Here is a 25,404-nt window from a genome sequence, read left to right as displayed (position 1 = left end):
TGCTATGGGATTGGCTTATGAACGAACCAGCCGCCGGTATCGTTGCCCCGGCGCATGCGGATAACGTGAATGTCAAAGATACTACTGGCCGAAGATGACAACGACATGCGCCGCTTCCTCGCCAAGGCGCTGGAGCGCGCCGGCTACGAGGTGGTCACGTACGACAATGGCGGCAGCGCCTACGAGCGCCTGCGGGAAGAGCCGTTCTCGCTGCTCCTGACCGACATCGTCATGCCGGAGATGGACGGAATCGAGCTTGCGCGACGCGCCACCGAGTTGGATCCCGACCTCAAGGTGATGTTCATCACCGGCTTTGCCGCGGTCGCACTGCATCCCGATTCGAAGGCTCCGAAGGACGCCAAGATCCTGTCCAAGCCGTTCCATCTGCGCGAACTCGTCGACGAAGTGGCGAAGATGCTGGCTGACGCGGCCTGAAGCCGCGCTGCACGGGACGCGGGTTCGTCCGCCGCGGAAGACTATTGACGGCGGCTTTGGTCCTGTGATCTATGCCGCTCCGTCGGATGGGCGTGTAGCTCAGCGGGAGAGCACTTCGTTGACATCGAAGGGGTCACAGGTTCAATCCCTGTCACGCCCACCATCCGATCCTTCATTCCCTCATGGTTCTACCGGCCGGCAACTGGACTGGCCCCATGTCTTGGGCCTCTCGTTGCCCGGATGGCGCAGCGCGCGAAGAGCTCCGCGAAGGTAGCCCTCCCCTTTCCGCCGTCGCGCCGCGCAAGCCATCGCCCCCGCGGTGGTCCGTTCACGCCGCTCCTTGTGCGACTCGCTGCCCCGATGGAATTTGCAACGGCGGGCAATGGCCCGCGGCTTCGGCGGCCCTATGTATCGCCTTACCGCATCCTTCGCCGGATGCTGAGAATGCGGTTCGGCCCTGGGATCTGCCGGGGCTGCGACAGCAGGCATTCCAAAATTGGCTTCCATGACGACTCAGGTGAAGACGGTCCAAGCCGGCTCGTCGAGCGGCGGCGCACGGGCACAACTGGCGGCACCTTCTCCCGACGTCATGGCAGAGGTCGAGCGGCTTCTGGCGGGACGCACCCGCGATGTCCATCTGACGGGCGAGCTTCGCCGGCTGTTTCACCAGCGCTCGTGGCCGCAGACGGCCAAGATCATCCGGTCCTGGATGGCCTGGATGGCAATCCTCAACGTGCTGATGCTCGCCGTCAGCTTCGTGACACTGCCCCGGGCCGTCACTGCTGCCATGCTGCTACCCGCCAGCACTCTTCTGCTCGTCGCGGTCGCGCTGCTTTTCATCTGGCGGAACCCGCACCCTTACTGGCTGCAACGGTCGGCGCTCGCCGTGGGAATGTTCCTCATCCTCCTTTCCGTCGCGTTGCTGGGCTTCAATGCCGGCGGCGAGTTCTACGAACGCTATCTCGACGTGATGCTGTTCGTGGCGATCACCGGCATCATCATCTTCAGCGTCCCCCTGCCATGGACCATCCTGATCGCCGCCGCCGCAGTCGGGCTCTACGTCGTCTTCCAGTTCCAGAACCCGGCGATCAGCATATGGAGCGCGGTGAACGGCGCGCTCTTCTTCGCCAGCGGCATCATCGCCACCGTGGTCGCGCGGCGCACCATGACCATTCTCGCCCAGAAGGCGTTTCTTCTCGAGCTTCGCGACAGGAAGCGGGTCGCCGACCTGGCGAAAGCCAACCAACGGCTGGAACATCTGGCAAGGACGGATCCACTGACGGGCGCTGCAAACCGGCGCTGGATGAAGGAGATCCTCGACGACCTCTGGGTGCGCTGCAAGGCCACGCCAGCCGGCGCCGCCCTGCTGATGTGCGACCTCGACGACTTCAAGAACCTGAACGACCATCTGGGCCACGCCGAGGGCGACCGCTGCCTCGTCGAGGTCGCGCGCGTCATCAAGGGCTGCCTGCGCCAGGATCAGGATCGGATGGCCCGCTATGGCGGCGAGGAGTTTCTCGTCGTGCTTCCAGCAACGGGAGAGCGGGACGCCCTCGAGGTGGCGGAGCGGATACGGATGGCCGTCGAAGCGGCGGGCCTGTGCAACCCGACGTCCCGGGTGTCGCCCTCGGTCACGCTGAGCATCGGCGTGGCGGTAAAGGCGCCCGGCGCGGGGAACGTGTCGCCCGAGCAGCTGCAGCGCCAGGCGGATGCGGCGCTCTATCTGGCAAAGCAGGCAGGGCGCAACCAGGTGGTCGTGCATCGTCCGGTGGTCCCGGCCCCGTTGCCGACGCCTGGCGAGACCGACGTTCCGACGAGGCAAAATCCTCCGTCTGGTCCGCGGTGCGAAGACATCCCGGCGACACGCGACGCGCTCCCCTTCCCATAGAGTTCACGACGCAGCGGCGAAGTATTTCGTCTGCTTCCGGGCCTTTCGGCGCTCAGGCTCGCGGAGCGCCGAAGTGATCAGGGACAGACACCACAGAAAATCCTTCATCCCGACCGTCGCGCCGGGAGCGACTGTCCTAGCGTCGGCGGCCAAGGCACATGGAACTCCAAAGGGTCCGCTGGATTAGCCTCACAACGATAATGTTCCAGGAGGAAAAACATGAACCGCAACGTCACCGCCATTTACCGCACCCACGCCGTCGCCGAGCTGGTCCGCCAGGAACTCGAAGCGGAGGGCGTGTCGAGCGGCCACATCCACGTGATTCCGGATCATGACCGCGGTGTCGGGGTCGACGCCACCGACAGTGACCACACGCGCTACAACGACGCGATCCATGACCTGCATCTGCCGGATGCGGACGCCCGGACCTACCAGGCCAGCATCCGCAACGGCGACTATGTCGTCTCCGTCAACGCCGGCGACGATCGGATCGAGCGGATCCAGGCCATCATGCGGCGCCCGGAAGCCGAGGCCCACAATCTCGACGCTCGCGACGAAGAATTCCGCGACTACGATTTCCTCGCGCCCAGCGACACGACCCGGACGGTCGATCCGGCGCTTCGGGGCGAGCGGGACCCCGCGTACACCAATGCCGACATGCGCTCGTATCGTCGCACTTCGCCGCTGCGCGACAACTGATCCCGGCACTGCGCCAAATCTAGCCAAGGAATGAACCCGTGAGCAATTATCGCGATCCCAAAGTCACCACGACCGAAAACAAGAGCAGCATGGGCAAGATGATCGGCATCGCCCTTGCCGTGATCCTCGGCCTTATCGTCCTGGCCTGGGCGCTCGGAACCTTTGACGAAGAGCCCGAGACGGTACCCGTCGTAACCGAAGAGCCCGCAACGACGACGGGCACGCCACCGGCGACGACCGGGACCACCACCGTGCCTGCGAACTAACATCGCTATCAGCGTGCGCCACTGTGTGGCGCACGCTTCTTCCGTGTAATCTGGTGTGATCTTGAAAGCAGGTCGGGAAACCCACGATGCCAGAAGACTACGACTACGAGGACCGATCCGCGTCGGACCGATCGACGGCCGGGTATGTCGTGCTGGCGATCGTCGGCCTCGGTATTACGGCGCTGATCATCTACGATCTGCGCAGCAGCGGCCCTGCCGATACCAGCCTTCCCCAGCAAGGCGCTGCCGCTCCCCAGCAGGCATCGCCAGCTTCGCAGATGGCTCCCGCTACACCGGCCTTGAACCAACCCTGATATCCGCCGGGTGTTTCCCGCGCCCTTGAAGATTTGGATGGTTTGCGGCTCGACCATCCCCTTCGATCGATCTCCATTGCGCCTTCGCTTCCGAGCAAGACCGGCGCATCGCTGCTCGTAAGGCCCTTTTTCTCACGGGCTAGATTGCCGGGTGGTGGCGCGCCAAGGTGATTGAGCTGGAGGGGTTTGACGTCGCGCGGCTGCTAGGTCTTGGCCGCCGGACCGTCGGGACCTTGCCCCATCCCCATCCCCATCCCGCCGCCTCCGGCTCCGCCGCCTGCACCGCCGCCGCCTCCGCCTCGCTCCCGGCCAGCGTCGGCTTTTCCGCCCCCGCGGGCGGCCCCGGACTGAGGACGCGTCGGGCCCTGCAGGGGGATCGCGACGGCGTTCGGGATCGGGTCCAGATCGAGCGCCTTGCGAACATAGTTGCGCAGGGCGATGACGAGTTCGGCGGTGTGAATGGGTCTTCCGGCGGCCATGTCGCGCGCCGCCTGTCCAGCCAGCCGGACATGCTCCTCGGTGCCCAGGAGCAGGACATCGGCAAGAGCCGCCTCGACCGCGTCACGAATCCGGCGCGGGCGATCGGAAGGCGCTGCCGCGCTCTCGCCCAGCTCGGCCGCCGGCCCTTCAGCGCTGCCGCGCGCCTCCCGCAGATGTGCGGGATTGACCGTGAGCTCGCCGGTGAACGAGCCGCCCAGGGTCCGGTAGGCGGCGATGAGCGTCTTGAGGCGCTCGTTGATCTGACGGTTCATTCGCTGCTGGCGCTGCTGCAGCGTGAGCATCATCAATACGCGAATGCCGACCCCGACCAGCGCGAATATGGCGATCCCGAGAATGGTCGTGAGCACGCTCTGCCACGAACTGAAATCGAAGAAACGCATCGTCTGCCTCCTGGCTGGTGCAACTCCCTTAGCCGATTTCCCGAGACGAGCATCGCGCATTCGGCACGTGACGGGCCGCCCTGGCCGCGCCGCTTATCCTTTGCCGCAAGAACGTCGATGCTTTCCCGGCTCAGGAGTTTTCCGCCATTCTCGTGAACCGCATGGCCCGCGCGGCGTATTGTCCCAGTCAATCGAAGACGGGATCTCAGGCTGTGGAACAAGCTCTCTTATGCCAGTCCGCGCCAATCGCCTGCGGGGCCGAGCAACTGGATGGCCAGCTCGTTTTCGTCGACGGGGTGCTGTTGGCCGTGCTCACGCAGCTGTGCGGCGAGCATTACGGCTCCCACGACGGGCACTGGTTCCTCGAGGCAGGTTTCGGCCCCTGCGATCCGACCGGCACCAAGCCGCCGCCCTTCGCCTCGCTGAACGAGGCCGTCGCCTGGATCAGGACCGCCCATTACGGCTGACCGGATGCAGCCGCACCAGACCGGCGGGGCTTACCGCGTGTCGAACGCCACGACGACCTTGACCGTATCGTCCTGCGGATCGCTTTCCTCCGTCTCGAATCCCAGTTCCCGCGCCATGCGCAGCATGGTGGCGTTCTCCCGCAGGATCTCGCCGTAGACGCGCTGAAGGCCGCGGCGACGGCCATAGTCGAGGATCGCCGTCATCAGCCGGTAGCCGAGCCCGCGCCCCTTCATGTCGGAGCGCACCAGCACGGCGAACTCGGCGGCCCCGTTCTCGGGATCGGACACCAGCCGCACCACACCGAGGATCGACAGCTTGCCGGCCTCGTCGGGCTCGCCCATCGCCACCAGCGCCATCTCCCGGTCGTAGTCGATCTGCGAAAACCGCGCAGCGGTCTGGTGCGGGAATGCCCGCATCTGCCCCATGAAGCGCAGCCGCAGGTCGCGCGGCGTACAGCGCTCGACCATCGCGACCAGCGCCGCCTCGTCCTCCGGACGGATCGGCCGCAGCAGAAGCGGCGTGCCGTCGGCGAGCTCGATCGGTTGCTCGAACTCGCGCGGATAAGGGCGAATCGCCGGGCTGACGATCGCCCCCGAGACGGCACGGACGCTGACCCGCGCATCGAGGGCGATCACCCCGCCGGCATTGGCGAGCAACGGGTTGATGTCCAGTTCGGCAACCTCCGGCAGCAGAACCGCCAGCTCCGACAGGCGGATCAGCACGTCGACGATGCGGTCGAGGGGAACCGGCGGCACATCGCGAAAGCCGGCGAGCAGCCGGGATATCCGCGTCGAGGCGATCATTTCACGCGCCAGCACGGAGTTGAGTGGCGGTAGGCCGATCGCCCGGTCGCCGATCACCTCCGTCGCCTTGCCGCCGCGCCCGAACAGGACGACCGGTCCGAAGGTCGGATCGGACGCGATGCCGGCAATCAGCTCCTGCGCATCGGCCCGCACGACCATCGGCTGGACGGAAAAACCTTCCAGCGGCGCCTCCGGCAGCGTCTGCCGGATGGATTCGAGCATCGTGCGCGCCGCCGCCACCATCTCCTCGGCGGAACGGATGTTGAGGCGGACGCCGCCGACATCTGATTTGTGGCTGATCGCCGGCGAGACGATCTTCAGCACGGCCGGCCCGCCGACATCCTGAAAACGCCGACCCGCCTCCTCCGGGTCCGCCGCCAGCAGCGTCTGGACGATGGGAATGCCGAACAAGGACAGGAGCTGCTTGGATTCCGGTTCGGTGAGGACGGTGCGCCCGCTCGCAAGGGCTTGGCGCACCAGCGCCCGCGCCGCCTCGAGGTCGACAGGACCGATCACGACGCCGGCCGCCGGCGTCTCCATCAGCATCTCCTGGTTCCGCCGGTAGCGGTGGAGATGCATGAAGGCGCGGATCGCCTTGTCCGGGCCGTCGAAGGTGGCAATCTTGCGGGAAGCGAAGAAGGCTCTTGCGGGCGCCGCCGCGGTGCCGCCCAGCCAGGTGGTCAGGATCGGCAGTTGCGGCCGCTGCACCGTCGCGTCGGCGACCGCCTGCGCCCCCTGCATCGGGCTGGCGACGGCGGTCGGGCAGTTGATCACCAGAATGGCGTCGCTGTCCTGCTCCTCGCCGAGGATTTCGAGGGCAGCGGCATAGCGTGCGCCGTCCGCGTCGCCGATGATGTCCACCGGATTGCCGCGCGACCAGGCCGCCGGCATCACCGCGTCGAGCCGGGCGATCGCCTGATCGCTCAGCGCCGCCAGCCGGCCGCCCTCCGCGTCCAGCGCGTCGACGGCGAGGACGCCGGCGCCGCCGCCATTGGTCAGGATGGTCAGCCGGTCGTCGACGACACGCAGCCGCGTGGCGAGGGTCGCGGCGGCCTCGAACATCTCGTCGAGCTGGCCGACCCGGAGCAGGCCGGCGCGGCGGAAGGCGGCGTCGTAGACGGCATCGGCGCCGGCGAGCGCACCGGTGTGGGACTGTGCCGCGCGGGCACCCTCGGCGCTGCGCCCCGCCTTGATCACCACGACGTGCTTCGCCCGCGCTGCGATGCGCGCGGCGGACATGAATTTCTTCGCGTGGGTGACGTTCTCGACATAGAGCAGGATCGAACGGGTCGCTCGGTCGCCGGCGAGGAAATCCAGCATATCGCCGAAATCGACGTCGCCCATGTCGCCGAGCGACATCACGTGCGAGAAGCCGATGCCGCGCTCGTCCGCCCAGTCCAGCACCGAGGTGACGATCGCGCCCGACTGGCTGACGAGGGCGATGTCGCCGGAGCGCGGCGTCAGATGCGCGAAGCTGGCATTGATTCCCTTCGCCGGCGAGATGACGCCGATGCAGTTCGGTCCGACGATGCGCATCAGATGCGGGCGGGCGGCCTCCAGCATCTCGCGCTTCAGGTCGCGCCCGTCCTTGCCGATCCCCAGCCCGGCGCTGATGACTACTGCGGCGCGGCAGCCGCGCCGGGCGAGTTCGCCGATAACCCCGGGAACAGCCGCGGCTGGCGTCGCCACCACGGCAAGGTCCGGCGTGATCGGCAGGGCGTCGATCGAGCGGTAGTTCAGCGTCGACTGGATGGCGAATTCGTGCGGGTTCACGGTCATGACCGGACCGGCAAATCCGCCGCGCAGGAGGTTCTCCGCCAGTACCCGGCCGACGGTCCCCGGCTCGTTGCTGGCGCCGACGAGGGCGATCGAGCGCGGCGAGAAGATCGCGTCGAAATTTCGGATGCTCATCGTGTCTCCGTCGCGGTCGTAAGGCGTCTGCGGCCCTTGCCGCACGGCAAAGTTGCAGGATCGGGATACGGTAACGCGGCGAACGTCGCACGGCTCTGATCCGGGTCAAACCGGAATCGCCTCGGCCTCGCTCTTTCGCGCCGCTTCGCCTATGTCGGCGCGGACGGGGCGGGCCTCGAACGGGAGGATTGGGCATGGTGAGACCGGACGAACTCAACAAGGCTTTCGCGGCCGGCGACACGGCAGCGGTCATCGCGGCGGGGCTGGCCCAGGAGAAGGCTCGCACGGTGCTCGACATCGGCGCCGGCGTGGGCGGCCTCGCCAAGGCCCTCAGCGGCCGTGGCTACAGGGTGACCGGGATCGATCCGAACCCCGAGGCTATCGAGCGCGCCCGGCGGGACGTTGCCGATGTGCGCTTCGACATCGGCGGAGCCGAGGCACTGCCTTTTCCGGATGCCGAATTCGACGCGGCGGTGTTCATGAACTCGCTGCATCACGTCCCCGTGGATCTTATGGCCAAGGCGCTTGCGGAAGCCGCCCGGGTGACGCGCCGCGGCGGGACGATCTTCCTGATCGAGCCGCTGGCGGAGGGCCCGCAACACGAGGTGATGCGGCCGGTGGAAGACGAGACGGCCGTGCTCGACGCCGCGGGGCGGGCCGTCGCCGACGCCGTGCGGTCGCAATTGCTCGAGCTACGCGGAAACGTCGTCTACCAGCGCCACCAGCCCTATGCCGATGCCGAGGCTTTCATCCAGCGGCTGGTCGAGATCGCACCGTCCCGCCTTGCGGTCATCGAAGAAAAACGCGACGAGGTTGCCCGGCTGTTTGCCGCCGGCGCGACGACCGATGCCTCCGGCGGCCAGGTCCTCGCCCAGCCGCTGCGAATCTACTGGCTTCGCGTTCCCGACTGACAGACCGCGCAAGAATCAACCCCATGTCTTGCAACAGGGCAGGTTTTCCGTCCGAATGCCGCGAAGGCCGTCGCGCCGGCCGCCGGCTCTGCCCGTCCGTTTTCCTCGCATTCCGGAGCCGCTCCATGCCGATCCGTCCCGTCGCCGGCCTTCGGGTCCTTTCCGCCATCGTGATGGTCCTCGCCGCGGTTCCTGCGCCTGCCCTGGCGCAGGCGCACGACACGGTGACGATCGGGATGGCGATCGAACCCGCAGGTCTCGACCCGACCGCCGCGGCGCCCGTCGCCATCGGCCAGGTGACCTGGCAGAACATCTACGAGGGGCTGACCCGCATCGACAGCGACGGCCAGGTGCAGCCGCAACTGGCGCGCGAATGGACCATCTCCGAGGACGGGCTCACCTACGTCTTCACGCTTGAGCCGGACGTCACCTTCTCCAACGGGACGGATTTCACGGCCGAGACGGCGAAGTTCGCGCTCGACCGGGCGCGCGGCGACGGCTCGACCAACCCGCAGAAGCAGTTCTACGCGACGATCCTGTCGGTCGAGGCGCGCGACCCGGCGACGCTGGTCGTGACCCTGTCGCAGCCGACCGGTAACCTGCTTTACTGGCTGGCCTGGCCGGCGGCGGTCATGGTCGAGCCGAGTTCCGCCGCGACCAACAATGTCCGGCCGGTCGGCACCGGGCCCTTTGCACTGGCGGAGTGGCGACAGGGCGACCGGATCGAGCTGCGGCGCCGGGCCGACTACTGGAACAGGGAGGACGTTCCCGCGCTGGCAGCCGCGACGTTCCGCTTCGTCGCCGATCCGCAGGCCCAGGCCGCGGCGATCCGTAGCGGCGACATCGATGCCTTCCCGGAATTCGGCGCGCCGGAGCTCTACGCGACGCTCGAGGGCGTAGCCGACCTCGCCACGGTCGTCGGCAGCACTGAACTGAAGGTCGTAGCAGGGATGAACGGGCGCAAGGCGCCATTCGACGATCTGCGGGTCCGTCGGGCGCTGATGATGGCGGTCGACCGCGAAACGCTGATCCATGGCGTCTATGCCGGCTACGGCGAGCCGATCGGCAGTCATTACGCCCCGAACGATCCGGGCTTCGTCGACCTCACCGAAGCCCATCCTTACGATCCGGAAGCGGCGCGCCAGCTGCTCGCCGAAGCCGGCTATCCGGACGGGTTCTCGCTGACGATCAAGACCCCGCAAATGTCCTATGCCACCCGCTCCGCCGAGGTACTGCAGGCCTTCTTCGCCGAGATCGGGGTGACGCTCGAAATCGTCCCCACCGAGTTTCCGGCACGCTGGGTCGACGAGGTCTTCACGCGGCATGAATTCGACATGACCATCGTCGCCCATGCCGAACCGCTCGATATCGGGATCTATGCGCGGCCGGACTATTATTTCGGTTATGCCAACCCGGCCTTCGACGCGGCCATCGTCGCGGCGGAAACCGCCATCGATCCGGCGGAGCGGCTTGCCCGATACGGCGACGCGCAGCGCATCCTCGCCGACGAGGTCCCTGCCCTCTATCTCTTCGCGATGCCGAAGCTCGGCGTCTGGAACGCCGCCCTCACCGGTCTCTGGGAGAACGAGCCGATCCCCTCCAACGACCTGACCGACGTCGCGTGGACCGACTGACCCGTCCATGCTGCGGATGATCGCCTGGCGGCTCGCCGGCCTCGTCGTCACGCTGCTGGCGGTCTCTGTCGCCGTGTTCCTGGTCATGGACGTGCTGCCGGGTGATCCGGCCGCCATCATGCTGGGCACGTCGGTGCGGCCGGACACGCTGGCGGCACTGCGCCTCGAGCTCGGTCTCGACCGGCCGCTGCCGCTGCGCTTTGCCGCGTGGATCGGCGGCGTGCTGGCAGGCGATCTCGGAACCTCCACCACTTACGGCGTCCCCGTCGCGGGCCTTATCCTGGACCGGCTGGCCGTGACCCTGCCGCTGGCGCTGATGGCGATCGTCCTGTCGATCGCGCTGGCCCTGCCGCTCGGCATTCTTGCCGCGTCGCGACGCGGCAGTGCCTGGGACGTACTTGCCACCGGCGCCGCCCAGATCGGCGTCGCGACGCCCAATTTCTGGGTCGGCATCCTGCTCATCCTGGTCTTTGCCTCGACGCTGGGGATCATGCCGTCCGGCGGCTTTCCGGGCTGGGACGCCGGCATCCTGCCTGCGCTTGCCGCCCTGACGCTGCCCGCGGTGGCGCTGGCGCTGCCGCAGGCCGGCGTGCTGACGCGCGTTACCCGGTCGGCTGTGCTCGACGTGCTGCACGAGGATTTCGTGCGGACCGCACGCGCCAAGGGGCTGACCAGGCGGGCCGCCCTCTGGCGTCATGCGGTGCCGAACGCGCTGCTGCCGGTGGTGACGGTCATCGGCCTGCAGTTCACCTTCCTGATCGCCGGCGCGGTGCTGGTCGAGAACGTTTTCGGCCTGCCCGGCCTCGGCCGCCTCGCCTTCCAGGCGCTGCAGCAGCGCGACCTGATCGTCATGCAGGACGTCGTGCTGCTGATGGCGGCTCTGGTGATCGTCGTGAACTTCCTGGTCGACCTCTCCTATCTCGTCCTCGATCCGCGGCTGAGGGCGTCGGCATGAGCGCCGTCGTCCCGGCGACGCGGACACGCAGGGCCGCGCCCGGATGGCGCCTTGCCGTCGGCGGCGCGATCGTCGCCGCGCTGATCGCCGTCGCCCTCCTGTCGCTGGTCTGGACACCGGCGGTCCCGACCAGGCTCGACATCGCCGCCCGGCTTCGCCCGCCCCTGGAGGGGGGCCTGCTGGGCACCGACCAGCTTGGCCGGGACGTCCTGTCGCTGCTGATGGCGGGAGCGGTGAACTCGCTGGTGATCGCCGTCGCGGCGGTCGCCATCGGCGCCAGTCTCGGCACGCTGCTCGGCCTCGTCGCGGCGTCGCGCCGCGGCTGGATCGGCGCCATGGTGATGCGGGCGATGGACGTCGTCTTCGCTTTCCCGCCGATCCTTTCCGCGATGATGCTGGCCGCCTTGCTCGGCACCGGGATGATCAACGCCATCGTCGCGATCGCCGTCTTCATGGTGCCGGTGTTCGCGCGCATCACCCGCGGCGCGGCCATGCGCATCCTCGCCCGCGACTACATCCTGGCGGCACGCGGCGCCGGCAAGAGCGGCCCGCGCATCGCGATCGAGCATGTCGTACCGAACATCTCCGGCGATCTGATCGTCCAGGCGACGATCCAGCTCGGCCTCGCGATCCTGACCGAGGCGGGGCTGAGCTTTCTGGGCCTCGGATTGGCGCCGCCGGCACCCAGCTGGGGCCGGATGCTGGCCGATTCGCAGACCTATCTGGCGACCGCGCCCTGGCTCGCCATCGCACCGGGGGCGGCGATCGCCATCGCGGTGCTCGGCCTCAATCTCCTCGGCGACGGCATGCGCGACCGGCTCGACCCGCGCCGGGACCTCGGCCGATGAGCCCGCTGCTGTCCGTAGAGAACCTCGGCGTGGCACTCGCCCGGGCGGACGGCTCGAAGCTGCCGATCCTCCACGATGTCGGATTCAACCTCGCCAAGGGCGAGACGCTCGGCATCGTCGGCGAATCCGGCTCCGGCAAGTCGCTGCTGGCGCTGGCGCTGATCGGGCTCCTGCCCGGCTCCGCCACGGTCAGCGGCGCGATCCGCTTCGAGGGACGCGACCTCGTCACGGCGAGCGAGGCCGGGCTCAGCGCCATCAGGGGCCGGCGGATCGCAATGATCTTCCAGGAGCCGATGACGGCGCTCAACCCGGCGATGCGGATCGGCGACCAGATCGCCGAAGGGCTGCGTCTCGACGGGGTGCGCCCGGCGGCGGCCCGCGCCGCGGCTCTGGCCCTGCTCGACCGGGTGCGCATCGCGGATGCGGCGAACCGCATCGATGCCTTCCCGCACGAATTGTCCGGCGGCCAGCGCCAGCGTGTGGTGATAGCCATCGCCCTGGCGCGCTCGCCCGCGCTGCTGATCGCCGACGAGCCGACCACCGCGCTCGACGTGACGGTGCAGCGGGACGTGCTCGACATTCTCGGTGAGCTCGTCGCCGAGGCGAACATGGCGCTGATCCTCGTCAGCCACGATCTCGGGGTCATCGCACGGACCGTCGCCCGGACCCTGGTGCTCTATGCCGGGACGCGGTTCGAGGAAGCGCCGACGGCGGCGCTGCTGGCCACGCCCGCCAATCCCTATACGCGCGGCCTGATCGGCGCGATGCCGCGCCCGCGGAAGACCGACGGTGTCCGCCAGCGCCTCACGGTCATCCCCGGCACGGTGCCGGCTTTCGGTGCGCTGCCGCCCGGCTGCCGCTTCGCCGATCGCTGCCCGGCGCATATCCCGGCCTGCGACGCCGGCGAGCCGCCCTGGCGCGCGATCGGACCGGATCGGGCCGTCCGCTGCATTCGGGCGACGGCCGAAGGTGCGGAGCGATGAGCGCGCCGCTGCTCGCCGTCGAGGCGGTCTCGAAGCTCTATGCCGGCGGCGGGCTCTTCGGCCGACGGCCGCCGCTGTCGGCGCTCGACCGCGTCAGCCTGACGGTCGACGCGGGACAGATCCACGGCATCGTCGGCGAGAGCGGAAGCGGCAAGTCCACGCTGGCGCGCATCGTCACGGCGTTGGAGCGACCGAGCAGCGGCCGCGTGCTGCTGGGAGGGGACGATCTGCACGGTCTTCCGGCCGTCGCCCTGCGGGCCCGGCGGCGCGACATCCAGATGGTCTTCCAGGACCCCTACGGCTCCCTCGACCCGCGCCAGCGCGTCGGACGGATCGTCGCCGAGCCGCTGCATCTTGTCGTTCCAAAGCTGTCGCGGGCGGAGCGCACGGCACGGGTCGAGTCGGTGCTCGAAAGCGTCGGGCTCGCCGCTTCGGATGCGATGCGCCGGCCGCACGAATTTTCCGGCGGGCAGCGCCAGCGCATCGCCATTGCCCGGGCGCTCATCACCCGACCGAAGCTGCTCGTCGCCGACGAGGCGGTCTCGGCCCTCGACCTCTCGGTCCAGGCGCAGATCCTCAACCTGTTGCTCGATCTCTCGGAGCGGGAGGGGCTGGCGATTCTGTTCATCAGCCACAATCTGTCGGCCGTCGCCGCGATCGCCGATGTAGTGTCGGTCATGTACCGGGGACGGGTGGTGGAAACGGGACCTTCCGACGCGATCTTCAGCGATCCCCGCCACCCCTACACGCGGGCGCTCGCACTGGCAGAGCCCGCGCTCGACCGGCCCCAGTCGCTGCGGCGCCAGACGGCGGCGGCTCGCGACGTGGTATCGGACGGACCGGCGGAGACCGGGTGCCACTATCGCAGCGCCTGCCTCATCGCCGCCCCGATCTGCGCCGAGGAACCTCTCCTGCGGCAGATCGACCCGAACCGGAGAAGCGCCTGTCACTTCGCCGAGGCGCTCGGATCAAAATTCATAGACTACGACGCGTCGGTGCAGACAGTGTAACACCCGGTTTCAGGCCATTTCCCGCCCCGGTATATATTCGAGTGAGCATTTGGTGATCCGATACTTACCGGAACAATATCTGCCCGACCGACGCTGCGGGAACCGATCGTGAATTTGCAATAAATACCTGGCGCCATATTTATGCTACCTTAGTAGCGTGTACCTCAGGTTGTTCTCGGAGGCGCGCTCATCGCGCGATCCAAAACTAATTCGGCCATAAACTATTGGAAACTGACGAAATCTCGACGGCGGTACTGGCAGCCCTGCTGGAACAAATGGCGCGAAGACTGCATTCGCAGGGCTATGCTTCGCATCTGTTTCCTGCGCAATGGGCGGCGCTCCGCTATGTCCAGCTGGCGGCACCGGAGCGTCGCACGGCGATCGATCTGGCGCGGTTCCAGGGCCTTGCTTCCGGCGCCGTGGCGAGGACCGTCAGGACGCTGATCACCAAAGGCTATCTGGTCAAGCGCGGCACCATCGGGCGGGGACGCGCCGAGCAGTTGGAACTGACCGATCGTGGGCTTGCGCTGCTGAAAAAGGACCCGCTTCGCAAAGTCGCCGATTCCCTCGCCTGTCTCGGCCCGGAAGAACGGCAGACCCTGGTCAGAAGCTTGGAAACAGCGATCAAGGCGACGAAGTCCGGCGAGGTACCGGCCCTGCCGTGATTCCGCTCGGCTCGGCCGGCAGAAGATCGACGACCAGCGGTAGATGATCCGAGGCGTGCGCCATCCATGCCGGCACCGCGCGGGCTGTGGCCTGGAAGGCGGACGAGGCGTAGAGCCTGTCCATGTGGACCAGCGGCCATCGTGCCGGCCAGCTCGGTACCGAAACCCGAACCGGAAGGCGCTCGCACAGCGCCGCGTCCACGGGGCCGCCGTGGCGCCACTCGTTGAAATCGCCCAGCGCGACGAGTTGTCCCGCGTCCGCTCCGATGGTCGAGGCGAGGAACCGCGCCTGCACACGCCGGCTCCACGGTCCGAGACCGAGATGGGTGGCAAGCACCCGCACCGGGCCCAGCGCCGTCTGGCACACCGCATCCACCGCCGCGCGAGGTTCGATTCTCCCGCCGGGCAGGAAATGGACGCCGCTTCTCAAAACCCGGCCGCGTGACCAGAGCAGATGGCCGTAGTCGCGCCGCTCCCGAGGGACTGTGCGCGCCTCGACGAGATACCCGCCGAGGCGCGCCGCGAAGAACTCGAAGGCCAAAGCGCGGCGACCGAGATGGGAGCGGCCATCGACCTCCTGTAGCGCGAGGATGTCGGGATCGAGCGCGGCGATGACGGCCAGCGTGCGTTCCGGATCGCAGCGCCCACCACGACCGATCGAGCCGTGGCAGTTCCAGGAGACGATGCGCAGGCGCCGCCTGGCGCCCGGCTCAGTCGAGGAATTGCTGGTCACTGGCGTCCAGTTCCGCGCGCATCCGGGTGACGAGCAGGCCGGAATCCGCCGTGCAGTTGTCATGCGTCAGGAGATCGCCCGGCTCGACCACCGCCGTCACCCGGGACTTTTCGGCGAGACCCAACGGCAGGGCCCGCCTGGCACGCCCGTCGGCCCAGGTCATCGCATAGCCGCGATAGTCCGACTGGCCGATCCTTCCCAGCGTCTCGCCGGGCATCAGGCGGCGCTTGGCGACGGCGCCGCATTCGGCCACGGGCCGGTCGATCGGCACCATGTCGGGGCGCCGGTACATTACCGCGCGGGCGGCCGAGAGCGGCGTCTCCAGGCTTGTCAAATGGAACGGCCGGATCAGCCCGAAGCAGGGGCCGGGGCCGACCTTGAGATCGGCCATCCGGTCGATCGCGCGCGGATGGCGCGGCTTGACGATGCAGAAGACGCCCGGGGCGACGCCCTTGCCGATCGTATAGTCGACGCAGCCGGACTGCGACAGGATGCCGCCGTCTTCCTGCGTGCAGAGGATCTGGCCGAGATTGGCGGCAGTCGCCTCGGGCCCATGCATGCCGGGAACGTCGGGCTTGAGGCCGGTGCAGTTGGCGATGGCGGTCATTTCGACCATGGTCTTCGAGCCGTCGATGAATTCGACCAGCATCCGCGCATTCATGTCGCGGGCGCGCGCCTCTTCCTCGAATTCCTCCGGCACCGCGGAATGGCGCAGCGGATTGTTCTTGCCCTTGCCGGCGGCGATGATCTCCATGCCGAGGCTCTGGGCAAAGCCGATGAGCTCGAGCGTCGCCGCGGGCTCGTCGCCGGCCGAGCCGGTATAGACGACGCCGGCTTCCCGCGCCTTGCGTGCCAGCAGCCGGCCCACCGTGATGTCCGCCTCGACATTGAGCATGACGATGTGCTTGCCGTTGCGGATGGCTTCCATTGCCAGGAAGGTGCCGATCTCCGGGCTGCCGGTGGCGTCGACGATCACGTCGATATGGCCGCTGGCGCAGAGGGCGCCGAGATCGTCGGTCACCGCAATGCGCCCGGCCTCGATCGCGCTGTCGATGGCTGCGGCGCTCGACACGATCGCCCCGTGCCCGGCGTCGTGGCCGGCCATGGCGATCGCCGCCATGGGGCGCGTCGGGCTGTTGGCCGCCACCGCGCCGATCCTGACGCCGGCCATCAGCGCGACCTGGACAACGATGTCGGTGCCCATCTGACCCGCGCCGGCGAGGCCTATCGTGACCGGCCCATGCCGGTCGGTATAGGCGGCAAGTTCGGCAGCGAAGCCGACGCGTTCGATCATGGGGCTGGCGTCCTCGATGCGGGAATGGCCGGAAGCGCCCCGGCCAAGTGCGGGGTATCTAACGGTTTTCGCCACAGATGTAACCGCCGTTCGCATCACGCCACCGCCTCGGGGATTTGACCTCGATCAAGGCCGCTCCCACACTCGCTTCCTAGAAACGGAACAATTACATGATCGACGACGACAGACCCCGGACGACCAAACCCACCCGCCAGGAACGACTTCAGGAACAACTTCGCGCCAATCTGAAGCGACGCAAGGAACAGGCCCGGGCTCGCCGCGAGCCTCGCAGGGAGGACGCGCTTCCCGGCGAAACCCCGCCCCCGACGGACGGTGACGCGTCCGACTGAACGACGAATCGAGAGGCAGGCGCGCCTGAATGTCCGGGTCCCTGCGCGGTACCTCGGCATCCGGCCTAAGTATCTGACGCGGCTAATGCCCATCCGGCATGTGTCCAATTATTATTACGCCGACTGTCAATTTAGATTGACATTCATGTGCAGGCAAGGCCCCCTACGGCATGGACTTCGCCGGACGGCCGACTTAGAACGGTTCTGACAAGGAGCACTCATGATCGACTATCAGAGCCATTTCCAGTCCGCGATCGAAGCTCTCCACGCCGAGAAGCGCTACCGGGTGTTTGCTGATCTCGAGCGTATCGCAGGCCGTTTTCCGACGGCGCTCTGGCGCCATGACGGCAAGGCGCGCGAGATCACCGTCTGGTGCTCCAACGATTATCTCGGCATGGGCCAGCATCCGGACGTCATCGCGGCGATGACCTCGACCGTCTCCGCCATGGGCTCCGGCGCCGGCGGCACGCGCAACATTTCCGGCACCAATCATCCGCTGGTCGAGCTGGAGCGCGAGCTCGCCGATCTGCACGGCAAGGAAGCGGCGCTGGTCTTCACCTCCGGCTTCGTCTCCAACGAGGCCTCGATCTCGACGATCGCCAAGCTGCTGCCCGACTGCCTGATCCTGTCCGACGAGCTGAACCACGCCTCGATGATCGAGGGCGTGCGCAAGTCCGGCGCCAAGAAGCAGATCTTCCGCCACAACGACGTGGCGCATCTGGAAGAGCTTCTGAAGGCAGCAGACCCGGCCCGGCCGAAGCTGATCGTCTTCGAAAGCGTCTACTCGATGGATGGCGATGTCGCGCCGATCGAGAAGATCGTCGAGCTCGCCGAGTACTACAACGCCATGACCTATATCGACGAGGTCCATGCGGTCGGCATGTACGGCCCGCGCGGCGGCGGCATCTCTGAGCGCGACGGCCTCGCCCAGCGCATCGACGTCATCGAGGGCACGCTGGCCAAGGCCTTCGGCGTGCTCGGCGGCTACATCACCGGCACGCGCGCGCTGATCGACTCGATCCGCTCCTATGCGCCCGGCTTCATCTTCACGACGGCCCTGCCGCCGGCGCTCGCCGCTGCGGCGACGGCGTCCATCCGCCACCTCAAGACCTCGCAGGGCGAGCGCGACGCGCAGCAGCGCCAGGCGGCCCGGGCCAAGGCGGTCTTCAGCGAGGCCAATCTGCCGGTCATGCCCTCCGATACCCATATCGTGCCGCTGCTGGTGGGCGACGCCGACCTCTGCAAGAAGGCGAGCGACCACCTCCTGCAGCGCCACGGCATCTATATCCAGCCGATCAACTATCCGACCGTACCCCGCGGCACCGAGCGGCTGCGCATCACGCCGACGCCGCTGCACGGCGACGGGCTGATCGAGTCGCTCAAGGACGCGCTGGTCGAGACCTGGCAGACCGTCGGTATCCGGTTTTCCACGGAACAGCCGCAGCATGCCGAGCGTTCGACGGCGGTCACGTCGCTCGTGGTCTCGCAGGCAGGCGGTTAAACGCTTCGCGAGACCTCGGGTGCCCTTTCGCACCAGGGGTCTTCGATGAAGCTTTCGCTGTCCGCCCTCCTCGCCAAGCTCCCCCGCCCTGCAACGGCCGAGTGGCCCGACGGCGTCTTCGACGTCGAGGCGCTGGCGCACGGCACGATGTCGCTGCAGGTCTTCGCGCCGCGCGGCGAGGATCGCCAGCAGCCGCACGACCAGGACGAGCTCTATATCGTCGCGTCCGGCACCAGCGATTTCATCCGTGACGGCGAGCGGGAGAGCGTCGCTGCCGGCGACGCGCTGTTCGTGCGGGCCGGCATCGAGCACCGCTTCGTGGGCATGTCCGACGACTTCGTCACCTGGGTGATCTTCTGGGGCCCGGTGGGCGGCGAGGCCCCGGCACCGTCACCCTCGGTCTTCGCCGCCATCGACGCCTGAGGCAGTTTCCGGCGCAGGACTGTCCTCGACCACCCCGTTCCGGGCAATGCGGGTCGCCAGCAACGGGACCAGGAGCGCGATCGCCAGGAACCGCACCACGTGATGCGCCGCGACGTAGGCGGGGTCCACGTCGAACTGGAAGGCCAGCACGGTCAGCGCCTCCAGCGCCCCGGGCGCATAGGCCAGCGCAACCTTGCCGGGGGCGAGGCCGAGCGCGAAGATCGCCGCGATCGCGGCGATGGCCGACAGACCGAGCCCGATGATGAACGAGCCGACCGAGGCCGGCAGGAGGACGGCGAGTTCACGCCGGCTGATGCCGCGCAGTCGCGCGCCGATCACCGCCCCGAGCAGCACGAGGCAGAATGCCGCGAGCGTCGCCGGAATTGGCGCGGTGACGAAGCCGCCCCCGTGGAGGATGGCGCTGGCGATCAAAGCACCCAGCATCATCCCACCCGGCACGCGGGAGAAATGGCCGAGCACGCCCCCGACGCCACAGAGCGCGAACATCGCCGCATATTCCCCGGCGCTGGTATTGGCATGACCGGCAGCGAGAATGCCGATGTCGCTTTGCAGCCAGGCAAGGGTCGGCGTGAGCACTCCGATAAGCATCAGCAGTCGCACGCTCTGGACCACCGCGACGCGCGTCATGTCCGCCCGGGTCTGCGCCGCCGCAGCGACCACGAAGGACAGCGCTCCCGGCATCGAGGCGAACAGCGACGTCGGATGGTCCCAGCCGAGTCCGCGCCGCAGGAAAGCGTAGCTCGCCGCGATGACGAAGCCGACGCCCACCATCTGTATGGCGAAGGAGGCCGGCCACAGCGCCAGCTGCTCGAGCACCGCCGGGGTGACGCCGGAACCGGCCTGGATCCCCAGCACGAAGAAGGCGAAGCCGCGCAGGGTCAGCGGCAGGCGCGTATCGAGGCCGGCGATGCTTGCAGCGGAGACCGCGAGAACCGGGCCGAGCAGCCACGGCACCGGAAAGCCGAGGACGACACCGACCGCCCCCGCCAGGGCCGCGAGGACGAGCGTCGCGGCGAGCGCGACGATCCGTTGCCGGGAAACGGCCCTCACGCCGACCGGCCGATCCAGTCCGCGATGCGGTCCGCCGCGATCTCGACCTCGTCGAGCCGGCGGTGGAAGCACGCCCGCAGGAAAGGCGTGCCGGCAGGGCCGAAGGCGGTTCCGGGCGCCAGTCCCACCAGCGCCTCGTCGACCAGCCGGAACGCAGCGGCCCGGGTGTCGGTAATGCCGTCGACCGCGAAGAACGCATAGAAAGCGCCGTCCGGCCGGGTCATCGACACGCGGTTGGTGGCCAGCAGCCGGTCGGTGAAGATGTCGCGCGCCTTGGCCGCGCGCTCGACCTGGCCGGCGACGAAGCTCTCCCCCTCCTCCAGCGCGGCAACCGCAGCTCGCTGCATGAAGGTCGCCACGCCCGAGGTCGAGTACTGGATCAGGTTCTCCAGAACGTCGCCATAGGCGGCGCTGGTCTCGATCCAGCCGATCCGCCAGCCGGTCATCGCCCAGTTCTTGGAGAAGGAATTGACGAAGAAGATCGAGTCGTCTGCCTCCATGACGTCGTGGAACGACGGCGCCTGGCCGCCGCCGTAATAGAAGCGGTTGTAGATCTCGTCGGCGATCAACGAGATACCCCGCGCCCGGGCAAGATCGAGGATCGCCCGAAGCTCGGCCTCGCTGGCGGTCCAGCCGGTCGGATTGGACGGCGTGTTGATGAACAGGGCGCGGGTCTTCGGCCCGATCGCATCCGCCAGCTTCTGCACGTCGAGGTGCCAGCCGGCTTCGGTGAAGTCCAGCGATACCTCGCGCGCGACGGCGCCCTTGACGCCGACGGCAGCGGCGAAGTTCGGCCAGGCGGGGCCGAGATAGACTACCTCGTCGCCGGGGCTCGCGACTGAGGCGATGGCGAGCTGGATCGCCTGCATTCCCGAGCCGGTGACGAAGAACCGGTCCGGCGCGGTGGGCCGGTCGTAAAGCCGTTCGGTATAGGTGGCGAGGGCCTGGCGCAGCTCCGGAATGCCGCGCTGCCAGGTGTAGAACGTCTCGCCGGCGGCAAGACTGGCGGCGGCGGCCTCGCTGATGAAGGCGGGCGTCGACAGATCGCCCTCCCCCGCCCAGAGCGGGATCAACCCCTCGCGGCCGCGCGCGTAGGTCATCACGGCGACGATGCCGCTCTCCGGCGCCTCGACCGCCTCGCGGCTGAGGCGTGACAGATCGCTCATGACTTGGGCCTTCCGGGAAGGGTCGGGACGCGGGAAGCTCTCCCACGTTTTCGCCTTCGACCTTCCGGCCGATTCAGTCAAGCCCCGGCAGGGACCGGATCGAGATCGGCAAGGCCGGCGGTCAGACGCGGGGCGTGCGCTCGGTCGCGACGGCCATCAGGTCACGGATTTCCTCGAGTAGCTTCTCGTTCCGGGGCACCTCGGAGACCTCGGGAGGCTTCGCCTCCTCCTGGCGCTTCAGCCGGTTCATTGCCTTGACGACGAGGAACAGGATGAAGGCGACGATCAGGAAGTTGATCGTCAGCGTGAGGAAGTTTCCGTAGGCGAGCACCGGCCCCTGCTCGCGCGCACCCGCGAGATCGCTCGCCGTCACCCCGCTGCCCAGCGCGATGAACTTGTTCGAGAAGTCGACGCCGCCGGTGATCACCGCCACCACCGGCATGAACAGGTCGCTAACGATGGAATTGACCAGCCCGGAAAAGGCGGCGCCAATGATGATGCCGATGGCAAGGTCCACCATGTTGCCCCTGAGGGCAAATTCCTTGAACTCCTTCAGCATGGACACGACTCCCTGACGCGGCCCGACTTAAGCGGGATTCGCCGATCATACTCTCGCCGCGTCCCCGAACAAATGCCGCCGACGTGCGCAAACTGGACTTGCGACGCCGCCGGTGTTTCTGTCGATGCGTCTGCGGCGATCCTCGCCGCCGGTCGGGAGGCATCGGTGCATAGCGGTATCATCGTCGTCACCGCCATCGCCTATCTGCTGCTGCTCTTCGCCGTCGCATGGTGGGGCGACCGCCGCGCCACCCGCCACTCGGCGCGCACCAGCCGTCCCGGCGTCTATGCGCTGAGCCTTGCGGTCTACTGCACGTCGTGGACGTTCTTCGGCTCGGTCGGCGTCGCGGCCCGGGACGGGTTCTCGTTCCTGGCGATCTATATCGGGCCGATCCTCGTGTTCCTGCTGGCGCCGCGCTTCATCGAGCGGCTGGTGCGCCACGCCAAGGCCGAGCGGATCACCACCGTCGCCGATTTCATCGGCTCGCGCTACGGCAAGAACCCCTCGGTGGCGGCGCTGGCGACGGTGATCGCCATCATCGGCACCGTGCCGTACATCTCGCTGCAGCTGAAGGCGATCTCCACCAGCGTCGCGGCCTTGGTCACGCATTACAACGCCACCCCCGAGATGCCGCCGATGTTCGCGGATCTCGCGCTGCTGGTGACGATGGTGCTCGGCGTATTCGCTATCCTCTTCGGCACCCGCCACGCCGACGCCACCGAGCACCAGGACGGGCTGGTGCTGGCGGTCGCGATGGAGTCGCTGGTGAAGCTGGGCGCGTTTCTCGCCGTCGGCGTGTGGGCTACCTTCGTCCTGTTCGAGCCGCGCGCGCTGTTCGAGGCGGCCCGGGCGCATCCGGACTTCGCGGCCTCCTTCGACGGCGGGATCGGCGGCCATTTCCTCGCCTCGATGGGCCTGAGCGCGCTGGTCATCCTGCTGCTGCCGCGGCAGTTCCACATGACCGTGGTGGAGAACCGCACGCGCGAGGAGATCCGCCGCGCGCGCTGGCTGTTCCCGCTCTATCTGATCCTGATCAACCTGTTCGTCGCGCCGATCGCCGCCGCCGGCGTCCTGATGCTCGGGCCCACCGTCGACGCCGATCTCTACGTCCTGTCCCTGCCGCTGTCGCAGGGACAGGACGCTCTGGCGCTGATCGCGTTTCTCGGCGGGCTTTCCGCGGCGACGGCCATGGTCATCGTCGCCAGCGTCGCACTGTCGATCATGATCTCGAACGATCTGGTGCTGCCGCGGCTGCTGAAGCATCGCGGCCACGGCACCGATCCCAAGCGTGACGAGACCCGCCTGATCCTCAATGTCAGACGTTCGGCGATCCTCGTCGTGGTGTTCCTCGGCTATGGCTACTACCGCTTCGCCGGCACGGGCAGCGGCCTCGCCTCGATCGGCCTGCTTTCCTTCGCGGCGATCGCCCAGCTGGCACCGGCCTTCCTTGCCGGCCTATTCTGGAAGCGGGCCAACGCCCGGGGCGCCATGGCGGGGCTCAGCGCCGGCATCATCGGCTGGGCCTACACGCTGCTGCTGCCGGCGATCTTCGGCCCCGCCGCCGTGGCGGAATCCCTCGACGGCATCGGGGCTCCTGGCCCGGCCATGGACCCGCTGCTCTATGGTTGCCTGGTCAGTCTCTCCGCGAATGTCGCCTTCCTGATCCTCGGCTCGCTCAGCCGGCAGTCGAAACCGCTGGAGCGTATCCAGGCCGCGACCTTCACCGCCACGGATGCCGGACCGACCGCCGGCATGCGCAGGACGCGTGCGGGCGTGACCGTCGGCGAGCTGCGCGCGACGATCGCCCGGTATCTCGGCCCCGAGCGTACGGACCGCTCGCTCGCCCGCTTCGCCGAAACCGAAGAGCGTGAACTCGTCGAGACCGCGCCGGCCGACAGCGCCACCATCCGATTCTCGGAGCAATTGCTGGCCTCGGCGATCGGCTCGGCCTCGTCGCGGCTGGTCCTCTCCCTGCTGTTCCAGCGGCACGCAAAGTCGAGCCCTTCGGCACTGCGCCTGCTGGACGATGCGTCCGAGGCGCTGCAGTACAATCGCGACCTCCTGCGGATCGCGCTCGAGCAGGTCGATCAGGGCCTGGCGATCTTCGATGCCGACTACCGGCTGACCTTCTGGAACCGGCAGTTTCGCGACCTGGTGGGGCTCTCGCCGGAATTCGGCCAGATCGGCACGCCGCTCACCGTCGTCCTCGAGGAACTTCTAGGGGCCGGCGAGATCGACCGCGCCGAGTACCAGGCGAGCTTCGAGGTCCTGACGCGGCCGCCTGCGCTCCGGCAGATCAGCCTCATCCGGTCCGGGCGGGTGCTCGAATTCCGCGCCAATCCGATGCCGGAAGGCGGCCTCGTCGCCACCGTGTCCGACATGACCGAGCGGGTGCGGCGGGCGGCCGCGCTGCGCGAGATGAACGAGACGCTGGAGGAGCGGGTGCGCAGCCGCACCGCGGAACTTCTCACCGCCAATGCCGAGCTGGGCAAGGCGCGGTACGCCGCGGATGCCGCCAATCTCGGCAAGACGCGCTTCCTGGCTGCCGCCGGCCACGACATCCTGCAGCCGCTGAACGCGGCGCGGCTCTACGTCTCCGCGCTGCAGGAGCGGCACCAGAACCTGCCCGGCACCGAGATCGCGGCGAATATCGGGTCCTCCCTCGAGGCGGTGGAGGCGATCATCGGCGCCGTGCTGGACATCTCCCGGCTGGATGCAGGCGGGATGCAGGCGAAGATCGAGGATTTTCCGCTCGGACCGCTGCTGCGCCAGATCGAGACGGACATTAGGCCGCTGGCCGACGAGCGGGGTCTGTCCCTGCGTTTCGTCGGCACCAGTGTCGCGGTGCGGTCCGACCGCAATCTGCTGCGGCGGCTGATCCAGAACCTCGTCTCCAACGCTGTGAAATACACCCCGGAAGGCAAGGTCGTCGTCGGCGTACGCCACCGCGGCGAACGCCGTATCGAGATCGAGGTCGCCGACAGCGGCATTGGCATCCCGGCCGACAAGCTCCAGTCGATCTACCAGGAATTCGTGCGCCTCGACGAAGGAACCCGGACCGCGCGTGGACTCGGCCTTGGCCTTTCGGTGGTGGACCGGATCGCCCGCGTGCTCGACCTGCCGGTCGTCGCCACGTCCGAGCATGGCCGCGGCACCCGCTTCCGCGTGGGCCTGCCTTTGGCCCGCACCCGGCCAGTGGAGATCGCCGAGGCGGAGGCAGCGCCGGCGCCCGGCGGCGTATCGCTGCGCGGAACCCATGTCCTGTGCATCGACAACGAGGCGTCGATCCGGGACGGCATGCAGACGCTCCTGAGCGGCTGGGGCTGCCGGGTCGACACCTTCGCCACCGGCACGGAAGCGGCGGCGGCCTTGGCCGCGCGCGGCGTCGTCCCCGACATCGCGCTGGTCGACTACCATCTCGACTTCGGCACCGGCCTGGAGGCGATCCTGCTGCTGCGCAAGGTGCTCGACCCAGCCCTCCCGGCGATCCTGGTGACGGCGGACCGCTCGCCGCAATTGCGGGAGGAGGCACTGGCGGTCGATGTCGACGTCCTCACCAAGCCGCTGCGGCCGGCCTCGCTGAGGGCCGCCATGGCGCGGCGCGGCGGAAGTCGGGAAGCCGCCGAATAAGCATCG

General features: G+C 68.1%; 24 protein-coding genes and 1 tRNA gene. 18 read left to right on the top strand and 7 right to left on the bottom strand.

Annotation, left to right across the window (positions count from 1 at the left end; translation table 11 throughout):
- The first annotated feature begins 69 nt into the window (after positions 1 to 69).
- From cpdR to GGR03_RS14810, 6 genes are all read left to right on the top strand, one after another.
- Positions 70 to 435, top strand: a complete 366-nt coding sequence (gene cpdR / locus GGR03_RS14835) for a cell cycle two-component system response regulator CpdR (RefSeq protein WP_163043860.1) — start codon at positions 70 to 72, stop codon at positions 433 to 435.
- A gap of 88 nt (positions 436 to 523) precedes the next feature.
- Positions 524 to 598: transfer RNA gene (locus GGR03_RS14830), tRNA-Val, on the top strand.
- Between the two features lie 342 nt (positions 599 to 940).
- On the top strand, positions 941 to 2,323 hold the full coding sequence (locus tag GGR03_RS14825) for a GGDEF domain-containing protein (RefSeq protein ID WP_183209406.1): 1,383 nt from the start codon (positions 941 to 943) through the stop codon (positions 2,321 to 2,323).
- Between the two features lie 219 nt (positions 2,324 to 2,542).
- On the top strand, positions 2,543 to 3,022 hold the full coding sequence (locus tag GGR03_RS14820) for a hypothetical protein (protein WP_183209404.1): 480 nt from the start codon (positions 2,543 to 2,545) through the stop codon (positions 3,020 to 3,022).
- Positions 3,023 to 3,060: 38 nt separating this feature from the next.
- Positions 3,061 to 3,288 (top strand): hypothetical protein, encoded by a 228-nt coding sequence (locus GGR03_RS14815; protein ID WP_183209402.1) that lies wholly within the window; start codon positions 3,061 to 3,063, stop codon positions 3,286 to 3,288.
- 86 nt (positions 3,289 to 3,374) lie between these two features.
- Positions 3,375 to 3,602, top strand: coding sequence for a hypothetical protein (locus tag GGR03_RS14810; RefSeq protein ID WP_183209401.1), 228 nt, complete (start codon positions 3,375 to 3,377; stop codon positions 3,600 to 3,602).
- A 203-nt stretch (positions 3,603 to 3,805) separates the two neighbouring features.
- Here GGR03_RS14810 and GGR03_RS14805 read toward each other — a convergent pair whose 3' ends face one another.
- The gene (locus GGR03_RS14805) at positions 3,806 to 4,483 is read right to left on the bottom strand and encodes a hypothetical protein (RefSeq protein ID WP_183209399.1); all 678 of its coding nucleotides are present in this window, start codon (positions 4,481 to 4,483) and stop codon (positions 3,806 to 3,808) included.
- A gap of 302 nt (positions 4,484 to 4,785) precedes the next feature.
- On the opposite strand from GGR03_RS14805, the gene GGR03_RS14800 reads away from it, so the two are divergent.
- Complete coding sequence (locus tag GGR03_RS14800) at positions 4,786 to 4,950, top strand: hypothetical protein (RefSeq protein WP_335630777.1); 165 nt, start codon at positions 4,786 to 4,788, stop codon at positions 4,948 to 4,950.
- A gap of 30 nt (positions 4,951 to 4,980) precedes the next feature.
- On the opposite strand, the gene GGR03_RS14795 is transcribed toward GGR03_RS14800, so the two are convergent.
- Entirely contained in the window at positions 4,981 to 7,665 is a 2,685-nt protein-coding gene (locus GGR03_RS14795; RefSeq protein ID WP_183209397.1) for a bifunctional acetate--CoA ligase family protein/GNAT family N-acetyltransferase, read from the bottom strand.
- Between the two features lie 194 nt (positions 7,666 to 7,859).
- Here GGR03_RS14795 and GGR03_RS14790 point away from each other — a divergent pair, with 194 nt between their 5' ends.
- From GGR03_RS14790 to GGR03_RS14760, 7 genes are all read left to right on the top strand, one after another.
- Positions 7,860 to 8,576 (top strand): class I SAM-dependent methyltransferase, encoded by a 717-nt coding sequence (locus GGR03_RS14790; RefSeq protein ID WP_183209394.1) that lies wholly within the window; start codon positions 7,860 to 7,862, stop codon positions 8,574 to 8,576.
- A 125-nt stretch (positions 8,577 to 8,701) separates the two neighbouring features.
- The gene (locus GGR03_RS14785) at positions 8,702 to 10,210 is read left to right on the top strand and encodes an ABC transporter substrate-binding protein (protein ID WP_183209392.1); all 1,509 of its coding nucleotides are present in this window, start codon (positions 8,702 to 8,704) and stop codon (positions 10,208 to 10,210) included.
- Positions 10,211 to 10,217: 7 nt separating this feature from the next.
- Positions 10,218 to 11,165: an ABC transporter permease gene (locus GGR03_RS14780; protein WP_183209390.1), complete on the top strand. Its 948-nt coding sequence runs from the start codon at positions 10,218 to 10,220 to the stop codon at positions 11,163 to 11,165.
- Positions 11,162 to 12,013, top strand: coding sequence for an ABC transporter permease (locus GGR03_RS14775; protein ID WP_183209389.1), 852 nt, complete (start codon positions 11,162 to 11,164; stop codon positions 12,011 to 12,013). The genes GGR03_RS14780 and GGR03_RS14775 overlap by 4 nt, the downstream gene beginning before the upstream one ends.
- Positions 12,010 to 12,996, top strand: coding sequence for an ABC transporter ATP-binding protein (locus tag GGR03_RS14770; protein ID WP_183209387.1), 987 nt, complete (start codon positions 12,010 to 12,012; stop codon positions 12,994 to 12,996). The genes GGR03_RS14775 and GGR03_RS14770 overlap by 4 nt, the downstream gene beginning before the upstream one ends.
- Positions 12,993 to 14,006 (top strand): oligopeptide/dipeptide ABC transporter ATP-binding protein, encoded by a 1,014-nt coding sequence (locus GGR03_RS14765; RefSeq protein WP_183209385.1) that lies wholly within the window; start codon positions 12,993 to 12,995, stop codon positions 14,004 to 14,006. Before GGR03_RS14770 ends, GGR03_RS14765 begins: the two co-directional genes overlap by 4 nt.
- Positions 14,007 to 14,281: 275 nt before the next feature.
- Complete coding sequence (locus tag GGR03_RS14760) at positions 14,282 to 14,671, top strand: MarR family winged helix-turn-helix transcriptional regulator (RefSeq protein WP_183209383.1); 390 nt, start codon at positions 14,282 to 14,284, stop codon at positions 14,669 to 14,671.
- On the opposite strand, the gene GGR03_RS14755 is transcribed toward GGR03_RS14760, so the two are convergent.
- Both GGR03_RS14755 and GGR03_RS14750 read right to left on the bottom strand, forming a co-directional pair.
- On the bottom strand, positions 14,631 to 15,404 hold the full coding sequence (locus GGR03_RS14755) for an endonuclease/exonuclease/phosphatase family protein (RefSeq protein ID WP_183209381.1): 774 nt from the start codon (positions 15,402 to 15,404) through the stop codon (positions 14,631 to 14,633). The genes GGR03_RS14760 and GGR03_RS14755 overlap by 41 nt on opposite strands.
- Positions 15,382 to 16,698, bottom strand: coding sequence for an NAD(P)H-dependent oxidoreductase (locus tag GGR03_RS14750; RefSeq protein ID WP_183209380.1), 1,317 nt, complete (start codon positions 16,696 to 16,698; stop codon positions 15,382 to 15,384). Before GGR03_RS14750 ends, GGR03_RS14755 begins: the two co-directional genes overlap by 23 nt.
- Before the next feature lie 170 nt (positions 16,699 to 16,868).
- On the opposite strand from GGR03_RS14750, the gene GGR03_RS14745 reads away from it, so the two are divergent.
- The 3 genes from GGR03_RS14745 to GGR03_RS14735 all read left to right on the top strand — a co-directional run bounded on the left by GGR03_RS14745 (position 16,869) and on the right by GGR03_RS14735 (position 18,972).
- The gene (locus GGR03_RS14745) at positions 16,869 to 17,048 is read left to right on the top strand and encodes a hypothetical protein (RefSeq protein ID WP_183209378.1); all 180 of its coding nucleotides are present in this window, start codon (positions 16,869 to 16,871) and stop codon (positions 17,046 to 17,048) included.
- Positions 17,049 to 17,268: 220 nt separating this feature from the next.
- Positions 17,269 to 18,549: a 5-aminolevulinate synthase gene (hemA, locus tag GGR03_RS14740; protein WP_210292159.1), complete on the top strand. Its 1,281-nt coding sequence runs from the start codon at positions 17,269 to 17,271 to the stop codon at positions 18,547 to 18,549.
- Positions 18,550 to 18,594: 45 nt separating this feature from the next.
- Positions 18,595 to 18,972, top strand: a complete 378-nt coding sequence (locus GGR03_RS14735; protein ID WP_183209377.1) for a cupin domain-containing protein — start codon at positions 18,595 to 18,597, stop codon at positions 18,970 to 18,972.
- On the opposite strand, the gene GGR03_RS14730 is transcribed toward GGR03_RS14735, so the two are convergent.
- The 3 genes from GGR03_RS14730 to mscL all read right to left on the bottom strand — a co-directional run bounded on the left by GGR03_RS14730 (position 18,940) and on the right by mscL (position 21,768).
- Positions 18,940 to 20,043 carry an AbrB family transcriptional regulator gene (locus GGR03_RS14730; protein ID WP_183209376.1) on the bottom strand — a complete coding sequence of 368 codons (1,104 nt, stop codon included), beginning with the start codon at positions 20,041 to 20,043 and terminating at the stop codon, positions 18,940 to 18,942. The genes GGR03_RS14735 and GGR03_RS14730 overlap by 33 nt on opposite strands.
- Positions 20,040 to 21,209 (bottom strand): pyridoxal phosphate-dependent aminotransferase, encoded by a 1,170-nt coding sequence (locus GGR03_RS14725; protein ID WP_183209375.1) that lies wholly within the window; start codon positions 21,207 to 21,209, stop codon positions 20,040 to 20,042. Before GGR03_RS14725 ends, GGR03_RS14730 begins: the two co-directional genes overlap by 4 nt.
- Before the next feature lie 121 nt (positions 21,210 to 21,330).
- Positions 21,331 to 21,768, bottom strand: a complete 438-nt coding sequence (gene mscL / locus GGR03_RS14720; protein WP_183209374.1) for a large conductance mechanosensitive channel protein MscL — start codon at positions 21,766 to 21,768, stop codon at positions 21,331 to 21,333.
- Between the two features lie 165 nt (positions 21,769 to 21,933).
- Here mscL and GGR03_RS14715 point away from each other — a divergent pair, with 165 nt between their 5' ends.
- On the top strand, positions 21,934 to 25,398 hold the full coding sequence (locus GGR03_RS14715) for an ATP-binding protein (RefSeq protein WP_183209373.1): 3,465 nt from the start codon (positions 21,934 to 21,936) through the stop codon (positions 25,396 to 25,398).
- Positions 25,399 to 25,404: the final 6 nt, after the last annotated feature.

Origin of the sequence: Aurantimonas endophytica, assembly GCF_014196845.1 — a bacterium.
GTDB lineage: Bacteria > Pseudomonadota > Alphaproteobacteria > Rhizobiales > Rhizobiaceae > Aurantimonas > Aurantimonas endophytica.
This window is presented reverse-complemented; position numbering and strand designations above follow the sequence as displayed.

Excerpts from the sequence above, each read along its gene's own strand:
- cpdR (WP_163043860.1), top strand. The coding sequence starts at position 70 with ATGTCAAAGATACTACTGGCCGAAGATGACAACGACATGCGCCGCTTC.
- GGR03_RS14825 (WP_183209406.1), top strand. The coding sequence starts at position 941 with ATGACGACTCAGGTGAAGACGGTCCAAGCCGGCTCGTCGAGCGGCGGC.
- GGR03_RS14820 (WP_183209404.1), top strand. The coding sequence starts at position 2,543 with ATGAACCGCAACGTCACCGCCATTTACCGCACCCACGCCGTCGCCGAG.
- GGR03_RS14810 (WP_183209401.1), top strand. The coding sequence starts at position 3,375 with ATGCCAGAAGACTACGACTACGAGGACCGATCCGCGTCGGACCGATCG.
- GGR03_RS14805 (WP_183209399.1), bottom strand. The coding sequence starts at position 4,483 with ATGCGTTTCTTCGATTTCAGTTCGTGGCAGAGCGTGCTCACGACCATT.
- GGR03_RS14795 (WP_183209397.1), bottom strand. The coding sequence starts at position 7,665 with ATGAGCATCCGAAATTTCGACGCGATCTTCTCGCCGCGCTCGATCGCC.
- GGR03_RS14790 (WP_183209394.1), top strand. The coding sequence starts at position 7,860 with ATGGTGAGACCGGACGAACTCAACAAGGCTTTCGCGGCCGGCGACACG.
- GGR03_RS14785 (WP_183209392.1), top strand. The coding sequence starts at position 8,702 with ATGCCGATCCGTCCCGTCGCCGGCCTTCGGGTCCTTTCCGCCATCGTG.
- GGR03_RS14780 (WP_183209390.1), top strand. The coding sequence starts at position 10,218 with ATGCTGCGGATGATCGCCTGGCGGCTCGCCGGCCTCGTCGTCACGCTG.
- GGR03_RS14775 (WP_183209389.1), top strand. The coding sequence starts at position 11,162 with ATGAGCGCCGTCGTCCCGGCGACGCGGACACGCAGGGCCGCGCCCGGA.
- GGR03_RS14770 (WP_183209387.1), top strand. The coding sequence starts at position 12,010 with ATGAGCCCGCTGCTGTCCGTAGAGAACCTCGGCGTGGCACTCGCCCGG.
- GGR03_RS14765 (WP_183209385.1), top strand. The coding sequence starts at position 12,993 with ATGAGCGCGCCGCTGCTCGCCGTCGAGGCGGTCTCGAAGCTCTATGCC.
- GGR03_RS14760 (WP_183209383.1), top strand. The coding sequence starts at position 14,282 with ATGGCGCGAAGACTGCATTCGCAGGGCTATGCTTCGCATCTGTTTCCT.
- GGR03_RS14750 (WP_183209380.1), bottom strand. The coding sequence starts at position 16,698 with ATGATCGAACGCGTCGGCTTCGCTGCCGAACTTGCCGCCTATACCGAC.
- GGR03_RS14745 (WP_183209378.1), top strand. The coding sequence starts at position 16,869 with ATGATCGACGACGACAGACCCCGGACGACCAAACCCACCCGCCAGGAA.
- hemA (WP_210292159.1), top strand. The coding sequence starts at position 17,269 with ATGATCGACTATCAGAGCCATTTCCAGTCCGCGATCGAAGCTCTCCAC.
- GGR03_RS14735 (WP_183209377.1), top strand. The coding sequence starts at position 18,595 with ATGAAGCTTTCGCTGTCCGCCCTCCTCGCCAAGCTCCCCCGCCCTGCA.
- GGR03_RS14725 (WP_183209375.1), bottom strand. The coding sequence starts at position 21,209 with ATGAGCGATCTGTCACGCCTCAGCCGCGAGGCGGTCGAGGCGCCGGAG.
- mscL (WP_183209374.1), bottom strand. The coding sequence starts at position 21,768 with ATGCTGAAGGAGTTCAAGGAATTTGCCCTCAGGGGCAACATGGTGGAC.